Origin of the sequence: Liberiplasma polymorphum (assembly GCF_043951795.1) — a bacterium.
Lineage (GTDB): Bacteria > Bacillota_I > Bacilli_A > Izemoplasmatales > Izemoplasmataceae > Liberiplasma > Liberiplasma polymorphum.
The window spans coordinates 1-18,203 of record NZ_JBIOAG010000005.1 but is presented as its reverse complement, the minus strand read 5'-3'; the positions used below and the strand labels follow the sequence as shown (position 1 = coordinate 18,203).

Genomic DNA, 18,203 nt, shown 5'->3' with positions numbered 1-18,203 from the left:
CGATTTTAACCGGTGATATAATATATATAGAGGTGAGGTTATGAAAAACAATCCTAAAACACTTATTTCAGTTACCTTAACACTAATCTTTATTGTGTTTTTACTCACACTACTTAAAGTAGGCGAACTCACATTACTTATTCCCTTAAATTTACTGGCATTTAGTTTACTGTTTTTTGCATTATCTTTTCGCGCTGTAAAAGAACAAATTATGCCGCAAGCTAAAAGACTTTTAATTATTGGCATAACATTTTTTGCGCTAGCACTCATCGTTTTTATATTTGGACAAATCCTATAAAGAAATAAAACGCCTTTTTGTGTATCAATAAATAAAAAGGAGTTTTTTTTATGCCTACGTGTGATACCTGTCAAACTTTTTACATAAGACCCCAAACATTTGAAAGTATCTTTTCATATAAAAAACAATGCATCCCCTGTGAAACACTTTCAAAATATCCAATTAAATACGAGATATTTCCCATAAACTATAATACAGTGGAATGTTTTAGTTATCATAAAAAAGAACATCCAATGTTAACCAAAAAAGCATTTGAATGGTTATGTAATGAAAGTGGTCAATCCATTATTTTCTATGAAGAAAACTGGTTAAAAACCCCGATTGTCTTTTTTTACTTTGCAAGATTACTTAATCCCTTAAAACTTTTTTACTACGAATACTTTACGGATTATATGCAGATTATTTTTGAAAATCATATTTCGAACGGATAATTTCATGTAAAATAGTTACTAAAAAAATACAGTGTGCTATAATAAAGTATAAACGAATAAGGAGATGATTGTGATGCTCGTTGAAGTCAGAGGAAAGAATGGTTTCAAAGTCACAGAAGCCATCGAGAATTACGCAAAAGACAAATTAGAGAAAGTTGAACGTTATTTCCGAGAAGAACTAGATGCTTTCGTGGTCTGTAAAACATACAAAGACCACCACAGAGTTGAAGTAACCATTCCAACAAAATATTACACCATGCGTGCTGAAGTAAGTAATGATGATATGTACGCAGCAATCGATTTAGCTATTGATAAATTAGAAAGTCAGATTCGTAAAAACAAAACTAAAATTACCCGAAGTTTACAGAAAAAAGAAGGTGTAGGCGAACTCTTCTCAGAAGAAGTTGATCTAGAAGCACTTGAAAGAGAACTTGTTAGAACTCCAGTGAAACGTAAAAACATTATGTTAGAAAGAATGTCTACAGATGAAGCAATTACAGCAATGGAAATGCTCGATCATGACTTCTTCATCTTCAAAGATGACATATCAGAAAAAGTAAGTATCATTTACTTAAGAAATGACGGGAAATACGCCGTTATAGAAACAGAATAATTTAAATGCGCCTCTGGCGCATTTTTTTTGCGAAAAAATATTATAAATGCAACGGTTTACGTAGTAAAACCCTTTGGAAAATGACTGTCTTTGTGATATGATATTTATGACAAAATGAGGTGGAAATATGTTTAAAAAATTATTTGATCCTACTCGCAAAACTATTAAACAGCTAGAAGTTTTTGCTGATCAAGTATTAGCGATAGAAGATGATTATAAAAAATTAACCGATGATCAAATTAAAGAAATGACTGAAGCATTTAAAAAACGTGTTTTAGAAGGCGAAACACTTGAGAGTTTAGAAGTAGAAGCATATGCCTTAGTAAGAGAAGCATCAACCAGAGTTACAAACATGACACCATTTAAAGTCCAAGTCATGGGTGCCCATGTTATACACGAAGGAAACATTGCTGAAATGAAAACAGGTGAAGGTAAAACCTTAACGGCTGTCATGCCTGCTTATTTAAATGCATTAACAGGTGATGGCGTTCATATCGTTACCGTCAATGAGTACTTAGCTGCACGTGAGGCTGAGGGAGAAATTGGCGATATTTTTCGTTTCTTAGGTTTAACAGTTGGCTTAAATAAACGCGAGCTAACAAAAGAAGAAAAACGTGAGGCATATCAAAGTGATATACTTTACTCAACTAATAATGAACTAGGATTCGATTACCTAAGAGATCACATGGTGATTTATAAAGAAGACATGGTACAAAAACCTTTAAACTTTGCAATCATCGATGAGGTCGACTCGATTTTAATTGATGAGGCTAGAACCCCTTTAATTATTTCTGGTGGTGCAAAACAAACAGCAAACTTATACTTACAAGCTCAAGCATTTGCACGTACTTTAGAAGATGAGGATTATGAAATTGACGTTAAGTCAAAAAGCGTTAATCTTACAAAAGATGGGATTACTAAGGCAGAACGCTATTTTAGCGTAGAAAACTTATATGATGTAACCCATGTTGGGCTATTACATCATCTAAACAATGCAATTAAGGCAAATTACACCATGGAAAATGATGTTGATTATGTTGTTCAAGATAACGAAGTTATTATTGTCGACCAGTTCACTGGTCGCTTAATGCATGGGCGTCAGTTTAGTGAAGGATTGCACCAAGCTTTAGAAGCAAAAGAAGGCGTTGAAATTAAAAAAGAAACCACAACGCTTGCAACCATCACCTTCCAAAATTTCTTTAGAATGTACAAAAAACTTTCAGGGATGACGGGTACAGCAAAAACTGAAGAAGAAGAATTCAGAAATATCTACAACATGTTGGTTGTAGAAATTCCTACGAATAAACCGGTCGTTCGTGAAGATGCTAATGACTTAATTTTTTCAACCATGCAAGCAAAATTCAACGCACTTGCAGAAGACATTAAAGCGCGTTATTTAAAAGGACAACCGATGTTAGTTGGGACCATATCAATTGAAAGTAGTGAATTACTAAGTAAATTACTAAAACGTCGCGGCGTTCCACATAGCGTATTAAACGCAAAACAACATGAACGTGAAGCAGAAATTGTTGAAAATGCAGGTAAAAAAGGTTCTGTAACAATCGCAACCAATATGGCTGGTCGTGGAACAGATATTAAACTTGGCCCTGGTGTCAAAGAACTAGGTGGGTTAGCAGTGTTAGGAACAGAACGTCACGAATCACGTCGTATTGACAATCAGTTGCGTGGACGTAGTGGTCGTCAAGGAGACCCTGGGTATTCAAGATTTTTTATCTCTGCAGAAGATGAATTAGTAAGAAGATTTGGTGGAGATTCGTTCAAAAAACGATTAGACATGCTAACACGAGATAAAAATTCAGACCAAGAAAGACCACTTGAATACGGTGTTTTCTCACGTTTCATTAAACGTGCTCAAACGCAAATCGAGGGGTCAAACTTTGATCGTCGTAAAACCGTTCTTCAATATGATGAAGTATTAAGACAGCAACGTGAAATCATTTATCAGCAAAGAAGTGATATTTTACTACTAGATTCCATTAAAGATAGTGCTGAAGAAATTGTTAAAAGATACATGGAAAATATTGTATATCAATATACAAATGTAGAAAAGAAAGCATCTATAGTAGATGTTAATAAATTATTTGATGCATTAAACGGTAAAATGTTTAATCCAGGTGTCGTTGAAAAAGCACAACTCAGTGAAAATCAAGAAGAAACAACAGTGTACCTACAATCACTTGTTACTGAAGATTTAGAGAAAAAACTTAAAACCTTTGGTGAAGAAAAATACAACGAGTTCTTAAAAGCAGTTATGCTGCGTGTTGTCGATACTTACTGGGTTCAACACATCGATCAAATGAGTGAGTTGCGTCAATCGATTGGATTACGTTCTTACGCACAAGAAAACCCTTTACGTGAATACAAAGAAATTGGATTTTCTATGTTTGAAGAAATGATCACTTCAATTGAAACAGATATTACACGTTATGTGTTAAGAGCTGTAGTTAGAGACAACTTACAACGTGTTCAAGTCGCAAAACCAACCGCAACTTATTCAGGTAAAGAAGAACAAGAAAAACGTCAACCAAAAACTTCCACAAAAGTTGGACGCAATGATCCATGTCCATGCGGTAGTGGTAAGAAATATAAACACTGCCACGGCAGATAAAATTAATGACTCAAGTCTATCTTGAGTCTTTGCATTAGGTGAGGATTATGGAGATATTTGAACTAAAAGATAAAATTATAACCGTTGAAGAAACCCTTAAGAATTTAGAAGGGCTTTTAGATATTGAACACTTAAAAGAAACCATCAAAAAAATAGAAGCTAAAACGTATGAAGCAAATTTTTGGGATAATCACGAATCAGCTAACCAAACGATTGAACACTTAAAACTACACAAAAACAAATTAACTCAATATGAAAACTTGATGGAAATGATGGAAAACCTAAAAATTAGTTTAGAACTTCTAGAAATGGATGTAGAAGTTGAAACTTTAGAAGCGGATGTTAAAAAGTTTGATAAAACCCTTGAACAATTTGAAACGAACTTGTACTTATCAGAACCCTATGATCTTTTTAATGCCATCATAGAAATTCATCCAGGCGCTGGGGGAACTGAATCCCAAGATTGGGCAATGATGCTTTACCGTATGTTAAAACGTTATACAGAAGAAAAAAATTATCATTTTGAACTTAATGATTATCAAGATGGTCAAGAAGCAGGACTAAAAAGTACTACATTTACCATCTCAGGCATGAATGCCTATGGATACTTAAAAGCAGAACAAGGCGTTCATCGCCTTGTAAGACTATCTCCTTTTGATTCATCAGGTAGACGTCATACGAGTTTTGCTAGTATTAACGTTATTCCTGAATTAGACGATTCGATTGATGTAGAAATCAATGAAACGGATTTAAAAATCGACACGTATCGTTCAAGTGGCGCTGGGGGTCAAAGTGTAAATACGACAGATTCTGCAGTCCGTATTACCCATTTACCAACCAAGCTAACCGTTACATGTCAGAATGAACGCTCACAAATCAAAAATAGAGAAAAAGCACTAAAAATGTTAAAAGGGAAACTCTATCAATTAAAATTAGAAGAACAAGAGCTTGCTGCTTCTAGCTTTAAATCAACACTAAGCAACGCATTTGGTTCACAAATCCGTTCATATGTCATGCATCCATATTCAATGGTTAAAGATCACCGTACAGGTGAAGAAACCGGGAATGTTCAAAAAGTATTAGATGGTGACATAGATCGATTTATTTATGCATACTTAAAATTATTAGCTAAAGGAGAATAAACCATGTCTATACCCGCGTTAAAGACAATATCATTCAAAAAACGTTATACAATGATTACATGGGGAATTTTCCTAATGGTCGCTGGCTTTTATTATTTCATTGCACCATTCAATCTTGTTATTGGTGGTGTAAGTGGGGTTGGATTATTATTTCATGATTTACTAAATATTCCAATATCACTCGTTGTTTTTGTGTTAAACTTAGTTTTACTTTTTCTAGGTTGGATTTTTTTAGGATGGAAGTCATTTTACCGTAGCATTTATGGTTCTATCGCTTTTCCTTTAATTTTATTTATTTTAGAAACCTTTGGTCCATTAATTGAGTTACCAAATGATTATATTCTAGCCATTACATTTGGCGGGGCATTAATGGGTGTAGGGTTTGGATATGTCATTAAATACGGTGGGACTAGTGGAGGAACAGATATACCTATAAAAATATTAAATAAAAAACTTAAACTTCCACTGAGTGTTTCTATTTACGCTATTGATGGTGTCATCATCTTAAGTGGTGTCATTGCTTTTTATGCAACAAACGGACTATCAGGTGGACTTTACGCCATCTTAACCATGCTTATCGCTGGAAAAGTTGCAGATTATATCGTTATAGGCGCAAACCGATTAACCTCAGTGCAAATTATTACCGATTATCCAGACACCATTAAAAATCTTATTTTTGAACAATTACAAAGAGGGGTAACGATTGTCCCAATTAAAGGTGGCTTCTCAAATAATTTAAAAACAATGTTGATTACAGTTATTACGAAAGATGAATACTATCAAATTCGTAATATATTAGCACAAATAGATCCGACAGCCTTTGTATTTACAAACCCAGCCAGCGAAATCCAAGGAGATTTCGAGCATAGAATCGAGGAGGATTAAGATGGAAAAACCAAACCTTAGTGGAATCAAAAAAATTGCTTACGCAAGTGCATTTTTAATGCTTTTAACGGCCGTCTTTTTTACAGGATTATTTATGACACCACCCGCACAAAGATATAATGATGATGCTTTTAATGAAACGTTTAATAACATTTTAAGAAATCATTTTTCAGCACCTACTGAAGAACAACTTTGGGAAGGCGCTATATACGGATTAATTAACAGTTTAGATGATCCATTTTCACGTTATTTTGATGCTGAAACATTCAATCGTTTTAGAGAAGGATTCGGAGAAAGTTATGTAGGAATTGGTGTGACAGTTGAAAATTTCAATGAACAAGTACTTATTCGATATGTATGGCCAGATTCACCTGCACAACGTGCAGGGTTAACTGCTGGTGATATCATTGTATATGTAGACGGAGAAGACTTCTCAAACAAATCGTTCGCAGAAACAACGGCAGCCTTATTAGGTGAAGAAAATACTGAAGTTACCATTGGATTTAAACGCGTAGACATCAATGAGATTATTTATGTGACCATCACCCGCGAAAAAATCGCTAATCCTAGTGTAGAAGCTGAAATTTTCGAGGTTGATGACTATAAAATTGGGTATTTAGTCATAAATACTTTTGGTGATGAAACCGCGAATAATGTAGCTTTATATATGGATACATTTAGTGAAAGTGGTATTGACGGTCTCATTATTGATTTACGTGATAATGGTGGTGGTGGATTAAACGCACTACTTGACATATTAGATTTATTCCTATCAAAAGATGCTCAAGATTTTCCGCTATTTAGTATTGAACTAAGAAATGCCCAAAACAATATTGAAAATTATTACCCCAACACAAATGTATCATTTGATTTTGATATAACAGTGTTAATTAATGGACAAAGTGCAAGTGCTAGTGAAGTATTTTCTGCAGCCATGCAAGAATACGGAGAATACCAAGTAATTGGTGAGGCATCTTATGGAAAAGGAACGTTACAATCTTCAATAGCCTTATCAAGTATAAGAGGTAATTATGTTCACTTAACGATTGGTGTATGGAAAACATCACTTGGAAACTGGGTAGATCGTAACGGTGGTACAAACGGTGTACAACCTAATATCGAAGTCTCACAAAATCCAGCCCTATTTTTACCGCCTATTTATTTAAATGATGACGAGTTTTACCAGTATGATCAAGTATCAAACCGAATAAAAATTGCACAAGACATCTTAAATACTTTAGGATATACAGTTAGAAATGATGGTTATTTTGATTTAAATACGCAAGATAAAATTACAGAGTTTCAGATTGAACAAGGACTTGATGAATCAGGTAGACTTAATTCCCAAACTGCAAGTGCTTTATCAGAAGCATTATTTAACTATAAACAAAACCCACTAAATGATACGCAATTACAAGAAGCAATTTTATATTTAATCGGTGGATTGAATGATTAAAATCATTAATAAAACACCTAAAGCAAAAGGGTTTTATGAGCTTGCGCTTTCTAATCAAAAAGAACCTGTTGAACTTCATCAAGATACATTAATTAAGTTTAATTTATTTACAGCAAACGAATTTACTGAAAGCATTTATCAAGAGATGTTAGCGTATGATCAAGTTGCACGTGCAATGAACATCGCGATTAGTAAACTGAGTTATCGTAACTATACACCAAAACGTATGCGTGATCAGTTAAAAATGTTAAACTATAATCAAGACACGATTGATGAAGCAATTAAACAACTAAAAGCATTAAACTATATTAACGAAGAACAAACCTTAAGCTTAATGGTTGAAGACTTCATTATGTTTGATCTTAAAGGTAAACAAGCTTTAAGTATTAAATTAAAACAAGAAGGCTTTCCAAATGAATTGATTGATCAAACCATGGCGCTTTATACCGATGAGTTAGAAATCGAAAAATGTCAATTATTAACAGAACAATTATATAAAAACCTCAAAAAAACTTCTAACAATCAAAATAAACTAAAACTTACGCAAAAACTCTACCAAAAAGGGTTTACTGAAGAGACCATAAACTTCGTCATTACCACATTTTTTAATAACCTAGAAGATTATGATGAACTTGCTGCATTAGAAGAAGCCATTGATCGTTCTATTAAACGCTATGATGTAACCAAACCCAAAGAAGTTCAAAAGTTAATTCAAAAACTCATGCGTGATGGCTTTAACTATAGTGATATAAAGAAATATATTAAGTGAGGTGTAAGTATGGAAAAAATGAATCAAGATACGCTTTATTATTTTAATCAGGGATTACTTACAGATGCATACCAACATTTTGGGGCGCATTTAATGAAAAACGCGCAAGGCGAGGTTGTGAAAACACGCTTTACTGTCTATGCCCCTCATGCAAAAGAAGTCTCAGTCGTTGGTGAGTTTAATCAATTTCAAAATTGGGTGCATCAATTAACTAAAGTAGATAAACTTGGAATATGGCGTATAGAAATTCCTGAAAATCTAGAGTGGAAAACCTATAAGTACGAGATTAAAACCTATGATGGCAGAACGCTTTATAAATCAGATCCATATGGATACTTTTCTGCTGAAAGGCCAGATACAGTATCTAAAGTTTATGACATTGAAGGCTATCATTGGCAAGATCATGTCTTTATGGAAAATCGTCATAAAAAACCACCTTATCATAATCAAGTAAGTATTTATGAACTTCATCTAGGTACTTGGATGACCAAGCCTAATGGTGAATTTCATCGTTATAATGAGTTAGTTGATTTACTAATTCCATATTTAAAAGATCAAGGCTATACTCATGTTGAGTTTATGCCTATTATTGAACATCCGTTTGATGGGTCTTGGGGCTATCAAGGTACAGGCTATTATGCGTCAACCTCACGCTTTGGTGTACCAAAAGATTTAATGTACTTAATCGATCAATTACACCTTAATGACATACACGTAATTTTTGACTGGGTCCCAGGTCATATTTGTAAGGATGCTCATGGTCTTTATATGTTTGACGGGCAACCATTATATGAATACCGTGATCCATTTGTTAGAGAAAACATTGAATGGGGAACTGCGAACTTAGATTTAGGAAGAGGAGAAACCCAAAGTTTTCTTATATCTAACGCAATGTTTTGGATGAAGTATTTTCATGTAGACGGCTTTAGAATTGATGCAGTATCTAACATTATTTATTATCTTGGTGATGCTAGAAATGGAGAAAATCAAGGGGCAATTCAGTTTTTAAAAAAACTATCTAAGGAAGTTTTTAATCATTTCCCTGAAGCCATACTAGCCGCAGAAGATTCAACGGCCTATCCTAAAGTAACGCATCCAGTTGAATTTGGCGGATTAGGTTTTAATTATAAATGGAATATGGGTTGGATGAATGATACCCTTAAGTATTTTGAAAAAGACCCTATTTACCGTAAGTATCATCATCATGAACTCACATTTTCTTTACATTATGCATTTAGTGAAAATTATATTTTACCGCTTTCTCATGATGAAGTGGTTCATGGTAAAAAAACACTGGTTGAAAAAATGCCAGGAGATTACTGGCAAAAGTTTGCAAATTACCGAGCATTGATGGGATACTTTTATACCCATCCTGGAAAAACATTATTGTTTATGGGCCAAGAGTTTGGACAAATGCATGAATGGCGCGATTATTCAGAATTAGACTGGCATTTATTAAAATACCCAATGCATGAGAGTGCTTTACGTTTTAATAAAGATTTTAACCTGTTAATTAAACATGAAAAAGCACTATACGAACTAGATCATGAAGCTGCAGGCTTTCAGTGGATTGACCAGCATAATGCTGACCAAAGTATTTTAAGTTATATTCGTTATTCACATGAAAGAAAAGAACATGTTGTCGTTGTGTTAAATTTAACACCAAGTGTCTACCAAAGCTATACAATAGGCGTTCCTAAACCAGGCACATATAAAGAACTAATTAATAGTGATTTAGGAATATACGGTGGGTCTAATCTATATAACGGCTTACCTATTAAAACCTCAAATGAACATAGACATGGATTTGAACAATCAATTGAAATTACACTTTCTCCATTAGCTATTACAGTCTTGAAATGGAGTGATTAAATGAAAAAACGTGTCATCGCGATGGTCTTAGTTGGCGGTCGTGGAACAAGACTAGGTGCCATTACAAAATATACCGCAAAACCTGCGGTTACTTTTGGTGGTAAATATAAACTCATCGACTTCGTACTTAGTAATTTATCAAATTCTAATATAGATACTGCAGGCATTGTAACTCAATACGAACCACACGAACTTATGCGTTATATTCAGCGTGGTGCAAGTTGGGATTTAGACGTTACTGATGGGGGGATACATTTTCTTACACCCTACACAAGTTATGAAGGAGAACAATGGCAAAAAGGAACAGCCCATGCCATTAGTCAACATTTTCATTTTATTAAGGAATATGACCCAAAATATGTACTTATTTTATCTGGAGATCATGTCTATAAAATGGATTATAATTTAATGATTAATCACCATGAATCAACCAATGCAGATATTACCATTGCAACATTTAAGCCTCATGACGATTTATCGCGTTACGGGATATTATCAATTGATGAGACTAATCGCATCACAAGTTTTCAAGAAAAACCATCACTTCCTAAAAGTCAATTAGCATCGATGGGTATTTATGTTTTTAATACTGAGATATTAGAAAAGATTTTGCAAAAAGACTTAGCCTCTGATTTTGATTTTGGTAAAGATATCATCCCAAAATCACTAGAAGAAGGGTATCATCTAAATGCTTACGTGTTTGATAATTATTTTAGAGATGTGGGAACAATAGAGAGTTTGTATGAAGCTAACATGGATTTACTGGATCATCCAAACTATTTAAATATTCACGATTATGAACGATTACCGTTATTTACTAAGAGTCAAGATTTACCGCCACACCATAATCAATCGATGGAAAAAGTCATCGATTCTTTAGTAAGTGATGGGGTTATTATTCAGGGAAGTCTAACCCATAGTATCGTATCGAGTAATGTCCTTATAAAATCGTTTGCGCATGTTGAGGATTCGCTTATATTTTCAGGCGTTATCATTGGTGAACATGCTCAAATTAAGAACTGTATCATACTAGAAAACACCGTTGTTTTACCACATACAAAACTAGTATTTGATGACGTTAAGGTCATCGATAACGATGTATTGTGGAAGATAGGAGGCAAAGAATGAATACGAGTATGCTAGCTATTATTGATGCAACTGCTAAAGCACAGCTAGATCGTTTAACGATTCATAGAATGCCTGGTGCTTTACCATTTGCCGGTAAATACCGCTTAATTGACTTTGCCTTATCAAATATAAAACATGCACATATTACCAACGTTGCTGTTTTTCCATATGGAAATTATCGCTCTTTACAAGACCACGTAGGGAGTGGAAAACGCTGGGATTTAGACCGTAGAAAAGATGGCTTATTTATTTTACCTCCAAAAAACATGACATACGCTACAGAAGATATGCTTACATTTCAACGCATGTATGAACATATTGAATACTTTAGAAGAAGTTTGCAAGAGTATGTTTTAATCATTCAAGCGCATATTATATGGAACATTGATTTTAACATCGTTTTAAAAAACCATATTGATTCAAACGCAGATATCACCGAAATTATGGGTGAAAAAGTTCGCTTAAAATCATTCATTTTATCAAAAAAACTTTTACTTAAATATATTATAGACTATGATTCGATGCCTTATAAAACTCTAAATGATCTTGTCGTAAATGGTCCTGCAGTAAAAATCAATACCTATACACATAAAGGGTATACCCGTTATATTACAGATACATTTAATTATATGAAATCAAATTTAGATATGCTTAGATTTGATATTGGAAGAACAATATTTTCTGAGGATCGTCCCATCTTATCTAAAGAAAAAACTGCGCCACCTGCACGTTACGAACATCAAGCTAAAGTTTTTAATAGCATGATTGCAAGTGGGTGTTTTATTAATGGTTCAGTAAAAAACAGTGTTATTGGCCGTGATGTTATCATTCGAAATGGTGCTGTTATAGAAAACAGTATTATTATGAGTAATACAATCGTAGAAAAAAACACGTTTGTAAGCTATGCAATATTAGATAAAGGAACCATTATTAAAGAAGGCGCATTTATTGAAGGGACGATTCAAGAACCTTATGTTAGCCAAAAAGATCAAATTATTACAGCTCAAACAGATATCCATGTTTTACAGGTCGCAAGTGAAGCCTATCCATTTATTAAAACTGGTGGGTTAGCAGATGTAATTGGTGGCTTATCAAGAAACCTAGCTAAAAAAGGCATTCAAGTATCTATTATTTTACCGCTTTATAAAAAAATCAAAGAAAATTATGAAGAAGTCTATAAAAAAGTTTTATCCAAAATCATAACCTATGGAACTGAAGAATTTAAAATTAGATTATATCAATTAGATTATAAACAAGTAAGTGTTTACTTTATCGAGTCATTTAGATTCTTTGAGCGTGATAATATCTATGGCTATGAAGATGATTGTGACAGGTTTGCATTTTTTAATTACGCGGTTACACAAGTCATTGACGCTATTGGTGAAATTGATGTTGTCCATGTTCATGACTGGCATACTGCCTTAATCCCACTTATCTTAGAACATCATAAAAAAGACGTTAATTTTAAGACTATTTTAACGCTACATAACATTGATTATCAAGGGGTATGCAATCAGTCAATAATAAAAAAATTAAGCATTGATGATTTTATGTTTCATGAAGAGCGTATTAATTTCTTAGAAATTGGAATTAATACGGCAGATAAACTAACCACGGTGTCTCCTACATATCGTGACGAACTACGATATGACTATTATGGGAAAAATCTTACCCATTCACTTTTAAAAAGAGAACGAGATTTTTATGGCATTTTAAATGGGATTCCATCGAAAAATAACCCGCAATATGATGCCCTTATCATCTCCAAGTATAGTTTACAAAATTTAACCCCAAAAACAGACAACAAGTTATTCCTACAAAAAGAGATGAAATTAGAAATGGGGCTTGATTATTTTATTATTGGGGTTGTTTCAAGAATCACTGAACAAAAAGGGTTTGATATGATCATTCCCGCAATGGATGAACTATTAAAAGTTCATAAAAACGTCCAATTTGTCTTATTAGGTACAGGCGATGAAAATTACATTAAAAGACTAGAAGATTTAAATGCTAAATACCCAAGACAAGTCTCATTGAATATTGGTTATGATTCAACCATCCCGAACTATATATACGCAGGGGCTGATTTATTCTTAATGCCATCGCGCGTTGAACCTTGCGGTTTAAGTCAAATGATTTCAATGCGTTACGGTACGATTCCTTTAGTGAGAACCACAGGTGGATTAGCCGATACAGTCACAAATTTTGACCCTATTACCAAACAAGGAAATGGCTTTAGTTTTTATCCTTATGATGTTGCTTCACTAAAACAAACTTTGTATGAAGCCTACCGAGTTTACCATGAAGAAAAAACCGTTTGGAAAAAATTAATTAAGCGTGCGATGCGCGCTGATTATAGTTTAGAACGCCAAGCTACTAAGATGATTGAACTATATAGGCTAATGTTAGAAAATTAAGAATTAAGATAACGGTTTCACGCGTTATAGGCGCAAAAAACCGTTATTTTTTGTTATAATGAAAGCGAGGAGTTGATTACAGTGGAAGCGTTTAAAAATAAAGATAATTTCATAAAAAATTATACAAAACGTATTGAAAATAAATATGCGATTTCATTTGAAAATTCTAGTACAAGGCAACGTTACCAGGTATTAGGAGAAATGGTTTATGAAGTCATTAGTAACGACTGGCTTCAAACTAAAAAACTATACGAAAAAGAAAACCCTAAAGAAGTCCATTATTTTTCAATGGAATTTTTAATGGGAAGATTAATTACGAATAACATTAACAATTTAGGGTTACGCCCGATTGTTGAAGAAGGGTTAAATGAGTTAGGACTTGATTTAAATGAAATTGAGCATTATGAATCAGATGCAGGCCTTGGTAATGGCGGATTAGGAAGATTAGCTGCGTGCTTTTTAGACTCAATTGCTTCTTTAAACCTTCCAGGTCATGGTAATGGAATTAGATACCGCTATGGCTTATTTGAACAAGAGATTGAAAATGGGTATCAAGTTGAAAAACCTGACGACTGGTTAAAAGATCAGTATGTTTGGGAAGTACGTGTAGATGAAGAAGCACTTGATATTCCTTTTGGAGGGTATACCTACTTTGAAAATGGCGCAGTTGTTTATGTGCCAAACGAAATGATAAAAGCGGTACCTTACGATGTACCTATTGTTGGAAATCAAAATGGTGTCGTAAACTTTTTAAGGTTATGGAATGCTGAACCAACCAAAGTTTATCCTAAAGATATTCATGCCTTTGACTATGATACTGAAATTCGCCGTATTAGTGGATTTTTATATCCTGATGATACGACAAGAGAAGGTAAAATCCTTCGTATCAAACAACAGTATTTCTTTAGTGCTGCAGGGGTGAGAAGTTTACTAAAAAAACACTATGCTAAACATGAGACTTTTGATAATTTACCTGAGAAAATTGTTTTCCAAATTAACGACACACATCCGTCACTTATCATTCCTGAGATGATGCGCATACTAATCGATGAACATAAATACGCGTGGGATAAAGCTTGGGATATTACAACTCAAACATGTGCTTATACCAATCATACAATATTATCTGAAGCACTAGAAAAATGGCCGATTAGTATTTTCCAACCAACCTTACCAAGAATTTACCAAATCATTGAAGAAATTAATAAACGTTATTGTAAAATGTTGCTTGAAACTTATAACCATGACGAACATATGGTTCGTAAACTTGCCATCATCGCTGATAATCAAGTGCGTATGGCACACTTAGCGATTGTTGGATCATTTAGTGTTAATGGGGTTGCAGCTTTACATACAAACATTATTAAAACGATTGAAATGAAAGATTTTAATGATTTATATCCTAATAAATTTAATAATAAAACAAATGGAATTACTCATCGTCGTTGGTTAAAACACATTAATCCAGAGTTGTCACAAATTTTAGATGAAGTTAGTGATAACTGGTTATTTGATGCTAATGAGTTAGAAAAGTTATTACCTAAAATGAAATATAAAAAATATCGTGATGCTGTATCAAAAATGAAACGTGAGAAAAAAGTTGCTTTAGCAGCGCGTATTGAACGTGAACAAGGCATTGCGCTTAATCCAGATTCTATCTTTGATGTGCAAGTAAAACGTCTTCATGAGTATAAACGCCAATTAATGAACGCTCTTCATATTATGATGGTGTATAATCGCTTAAAAACAGATATAGTATACAAAGAAAATTATGTGCCCCACAGCTTTATTTTTGGAGCGAAAGCTGCATCAGGGTATTACTATGCTAAAAAAATTATTAAATTAATTAATACCATTGCAGATAAAGTGAATAATGACCCAGATACTAAAGATTATCTAAAAGTTATCTTTGTTGAAAATTATAACGTCACCTATGCTGAACAAATCATCCCTGCTTGTGATTTGAGTGAACAAATCTCAACCGCTTCAAAAGAAGCAAGTGGCACAGGAAATATGAAGTTCATGATGAATGGTGCTATAACCATTGGAACCTTAGATGGAGCCAATGTAGAGATTGCCGATTTGGTTGGAGAAGAAAACATTGTCATATTCGGATTAACAAGTGAAGAAGTAAATGATCTTAACGAAAAAGGCGGGTATAATCCTCTTGAAATTTATCAATCTAATAAAGAAATTCAAGTGGTAATTGATCAACTTACTAATGGATTCTTTGGTAATGTAGACAGACAAGAATTTAGAGAAATTAGAGATAAATTGTTAGGTAAAGATGAATACTATGTTCTTAAAGATTTACCTGATTATCAAAAAGCCCATGAACAAGCAAACAATCTATATAAAGATAAAGAACGTTGGCTCAATATGTCAATGGTTAATATTGCAAAGAGTGGTTATTTCTCTAGTGACAGAACGATTAATCAATATGCTAATGAAATTTGGAACATTAAGCCATTAAAAAACTAAAGATGCAAAATTTTTGCATCTTTTCTTTTAAAATTAAGTATAATGATAGTGAATGAGGGTGACATCATGAATCTAATCATATTTATCTTAGGGATCATTTTGTTAATGATTGGTATATTTAAAGGAAAAAATATTGTTATTATCGTACCAATAGTTTTAATTGCTATAATTGTATTAACAGGTGATATTGCAAAGTTGCCTAGTTATAGTAAAACCTATATCATTGCCATGATTGATTTTTCCATATCAAATGCTTTAATCTTTTATTTAGGAGTACTATTTGGGGCCTATATTTCAGCAACTGGACTTTCTAGATCAATGGCCCAAATAATGATTAAGTTATTAGGAGAAAAACGTGTAATTTTGTCACTCATATTACTCGTAAATGTCATGATGTTAGGTGGTATTAGTGGATTTATCATTATTTTTACTATTTATCCTATTGCGCATCAAGTATTTACACAGTTACATATTCCAAAACGTTTTATTTTTGGATTAATTGGTGTAGGTATGGCTACTTATCTAATTGGAAGTATGCCTGGAGCATTGCAAATACAAAATATTATTCCAACAATGTTCTTAGAATCAAATCTATTTTCTGGTTATAAAGTTGGAATAGTCTTGACAATTTACTTATTTGCAACAGGCTATCTTTACTTGAATACCCGTATTAAACATGCAATGAAAAAAGAAATAAGTAAAGAAACGGTAATTGAAACCTTAGAACCCAATATTAACAAATGGCTTGTTTTTATGCCGCTTCTAATTGTTTTTGTGGCAAACTTGTTATTCACACTATTTTTATTTCCGCAGTTTGATCTAAGTAATCATCAACGCATTGTCTATGCATTAAACAGTTCGCTTGTACTTGGTGTGATCTCAACGTTCATCATTACGAATGTCAAAGTAAATCATAAACACATTTTAAGAAGCAGTATGATGATTGCTTTAAAACCACTATTGTTTGTTGGGACAACGGTAGGGTTTGGGACGGTTATCAGCCTTATGCCTTTAGTACAAGATTTTAAAGCCCCGTTAATTGCGCTAAACCCGTTATATGGCTTACCGTTAACCGTTGCAATTTTTGCAGCCATTAGTGGTAGTGCAACAGGGGGATTAAGTATTACATTTCCATTTTTAGGACCTGATTTATTATTACAAGCAGAAACTTTTGGACTAAGTCACGATACTTTACACCGTTTAGCAGTTATGAGTAGTGTTACTCTCGATACACTTCCAACAAACGGTACAACGATGACGATGTTAAAAGTGACCGGATTGACCTATAAATCTATCTATTTAGATTATTTTATTCTTACAGTTTTAAATACCTCAATCGCTACACTTATAGGTATATTCCTCATATCAAGCGGTTTCATGTAAAAAAATGAGTATTCTAATTGAAAAATATACAATTAATAGCTAAACTATAACCTGTCATAATAAAGGAGGACTTATCATGAAATACGAAAATGATTTTTATGTAACAGCAGCAAAAGTAGGGAAACAAGCACCGCGTTTTGAAATGGAAGCTGTATTACCTCACGGAAACGGATTAGACCGTTTCGGCAAAGTAAACCTAGATCAAATATTAAGCGATGGTAAATGGGTAGTTTTATATTTTTATCCTCTAGACTTTACCTTCGTATGCCCAACTGAAATTCAACGCTTTGATGAATTAAATAAAGAGTTTGAGGAAAAAGGCGCTGTCTTAATTGGGACATCGACTGACTCTGTATTCTCGCATTTAGCTTGGCAAGATTCACCACAGCTAGGACGCCTGCACCATATACATGCAAGTGATGCGAACCATACAGTGAGCGAAGCGTACGGTGTTTTAGATGAAGATAAAGGCATTGCGTGGCGTGGAACATTTATTATCGCCCCAAACGGAATATTAAAAGCCGCTCATGTTAACCACGGTGAAGGTGGTCGTAATGTGGATGAAATATTACGTACCTTAGAAGTATTCCAAAATGAAGTTGCTGGTAAGTTAGTACCATGTGGATGGAAACCAGGAAGCAACTTTATCGAACTTGATGAAGACACTAAAGATACTGAGTAAAAATAGGCCGATTTAAT

The 18,203-nt window shown here is 33.6% G+C and carries 14 protein-coding genes; all 14 read left to right on the top strand.

Annotation, left to right across the window (positions count from 1 at the left end; all coding sequences use genetic code 11):
* Positions 1–40 precede the first annotated feature (40 nt).
* The 14 genes from ACHAJD_RS01940 to ACHAJD_RS01875 all read left to right on the top strand — a co-directional run bounded on the left by ACHAJD_RS01940 (position 41) and on the right by ACHAJD_RS01875 (position 18,186).
* Complete coding sequence (locus tag ACHAJD_RS01940) at positions 41–298, top strand: hypothetical protein (protein WP_435584168.1); 258 nt, start codon at positions 41–43, stop codon at positions 296–298.
* Between the two features lie 50 nt (positions 299–348).
* A complete protein-coding gene (locus ACHAJD_RS01935; RefSeq protein WP_435584167.1) occupies positions 349–729 on the top strand; it encodes a hypothetical protein in 381 nt (126 codons plus the stop codon).
* 73 nt (positions 730–802) lie between these two features.
* Entirely contained in the window at positions 803–1,342 is a 540-nt protein-coding gene (gene hpf, locus ACHAJD_RS01930; RefSeq protein ID WP_435584166.1) for a ribosome hibernation-promoting factor, HPF/YfiA family, read from the top strand.
* 127 nt (positions 1,343–1,469) lie between these two features.
* A complete protein-coding gene (gene secA / locus ACHAJD_RS01925) occupies positions 1,470–3,971 on the top strand; it encodes a preprotein translocase subunit SecA (protein ID WP_435584165.1) in 2,502 nt (833 codons plus the stop codon).
* Between the two features lie 47 nt (positions 3,972–4,018).
* Positions 4,019–5,113, top strand: a complete 1,095-nt coding sequence (gene prfB, locus ACHAJD_RS01920) for a peptide chain release factor 2 (protein WP_435584164.1) — start codon at positions 4,019–4,021, stop codon at positions 5,111–5,113.
* Between the two features lie 3 nt (positions 5,114–5,116).
* Positions 5,117–5,998, top strand: coding sequence for a YitT family protein (locus ACHAJD_RS01915; protein WP_435584163.1), 882 nt, complete (start codon positions 5,117–5,119; stop codon positions 5,996–5,998).
* A gap of 1 nt (position 5,999) precedes the next feature.
* Positions 6,000–7,454 (top strand): S41 family peptidase, encoded by a 1,455-nt coding sequence (locus tag ACHAJD_RS01910; protein WP_435584162.1) that lies wholly within the window; start codon positions 6,000–6,002, stop codon positions 7,452–7,454.
* The gene (locus ACHAJD_RS01905) at positions 7,447–8,223 is read left to right on the top strand and encodes a regulatory protein RecX (RefSeq protein ID WP_435584161.1); all 777 of its coding nucleotides are present in this window, start codon (positions 7,447–7,449) and stop codon (positions 8,221–8,223) included. The genes ACHAJD_RS01910 and ACHAJD_RS01905 overlap by 8 nt, the downstream gene beginning before the upstream one ends.
* Before the next feature lie 9 nt (positions 8,224–8,232).
* On the top strand, positions 8,233–10,095 hold the full coding sequence (gene glgB, locus ACHAJD_RS01900) for a 1,4-alpha-glucan branching protein GlgB (RefSeq protein ID WP_435584160.1): 1,863 nt from the start codon (positions 8,233–8,235) through the stop codon (positions 10,093–10,095).
* Complete coding sequence (locus ACHAJD_RS01895; RefSeq protein ID WP_435584159.1) at positions 10,096–11,223, top strand: glucose-1-phosphate adenylyltransferase family protein; 1,128 nt, start codon at positions 10,096–10,098, stop codon at positions 11,221–11,223. It abuts the gene before it with no gap.
* Positions 11,220–13,640, top strand: coding sequence for a glycogen/starch synthase (locus ACHAJD_RS01890; RefSeq protein WP_435584158.1), 2,421 nt, complete (start codon positions 11,220–11,222; stop codon positions 13,638–13,640). Before ACHAJD_RS01895 ends, ACHAJD_RS01890 begins: the two co-directional genes overlap by 4 nt.
* Before the next feature lie 75 nt (positions 13,641–13,715).
* Complete coding sequence (locus ACHAJD_RS01885; RefSeq protein ID WP_435584220.1) at positions 13,716–16,121, top strand: glycogen/starch/alpha-glucan phosphorylase; 2,406 nt, start codon at positions 13,716–13,718, stop codon at positions 16,119–16,121.
* Positions 16,122–16,187: 66 nt separating this feature from the next.
* Positions 16,188–17,504 (top strand): GntP family permease, encoded by a 1,317-nt coding sequence (locus tag ACHAJD_RS01880; RefSeq protein WP_435584157.1) that lies wholly within the window; start codon positions 16,188–16,190, stop codon positions 17,502–17,504.
* 76 nt (positions 17,505–17,580) lie between these two features.
* On the top strand, positions 17,581–18,186 hold the full coding sequence (locus ACHAJD_RS01875) for a peroxiredoxin (RefSeq protein WP_435584156.1): 606 nt from the start codon (positions 17,581–17,583) through the stop codon (positions 18,184–18,186).
* The last annotated feature ends 17 nt before the right edge of the window (positions 18,187–18,203 follow it).

What these genes read in the sequence shown, in the direction of transcription:
- ACHAJD_RS01940 (WP_435584168.1), top strand. Translation starts at nt 41, where the DNA reads ATGAAAAACAATCCTAAAACACTTATTTCAGTTACCTTAACACTAATC.
- ACHAJD_RS01935 (WP_435584167.1), top strand. Translation starts at nt 349, where the DNA reads ATGCCTACGTGTGATACCTGTCAAACTTTTTACATAAGACCCCAAACA.
- hpf (WP_435584166.1), top strand. Translation starts at nt 803, where the DNA reads ATGCTCGTTGAAGTCAGAGGAAAGAATGGTTTCAAAGTCACAGAAGCC.
- secA (WP_435584165.1), top strand. Translation starts at nt 1,470, where the DNA reads ATGTTTAAAAAATTATTTGATCCTACTCGCAAAACTATTAAACAGCTA.
- prfB (WP_435584164.1), top strand. Translation starts at nt 4,019, where the DNA reads ATGGAGATATTTGAACTAAAAGATAAAATTATAACCGTTGAAGAAACC.
- ACHAJD_RS01915 (WP_435584163.1), top strand. Translation starts at nt 5,117, where the DNA reads ATGTCTATACCCGCGTTAAAGACAATATCATTCAAAAAACGTTATACA.
- ACHAJD_RS01910 (WP_435584162.1), top strand. Translation starts at nt 6,000, where the DNA reads ATGGAAAAACCAAACCTTAGTGGAATCAAAAAAATTGCTTACGCAAGT.
- ACHAJD_RS01905 (WP_435584161.1), top strand. Translation starts at nt 7,447, where the DNA reads ATGATTAAAATCATTAATAAAACACCTAAAGCAAAAGGGTTTTATGAG.
- glgB (WP_435584160.1), top strand. Translation starts at nt 8,233, where the DNA reads ATGGAAAAAATGAATCAAGATACGCTTTATTATTTTAATCAGGGATTA.
- ACHAJD_RS01895 (WP_435584159.1), top strand. Translation starts at nt 10,096, where the DNA reads ATGAAAAAACGTGTCATCGCGATGGTCTTAGTTGGCGGTCGTGGAACA.
- ACHAJD_RS01890 (WP_435584158.1), top strand. Translation starts at nt 11,220, where the DNA reads ATGAATACGAGTATGCTAGCTATTATTGATGCAACTGCTAAAGCACAG.
- ACHAJD_RS01880 (WP_435584157.1), top strand. Translation starts at nt 16,188, where the DNA reads ATGAATCTAATCATATTTATCTTAGGGATCATTTTGTTAATGATTGGT.
- ACHAJD_RS01875 (WP_435584156.1), top strand. Translation starts at nt 17,581, where the DNA reads ATGAAATACGAAAATGATTTTTATGTAACAGCAGCAAAAGTAGGGAAA.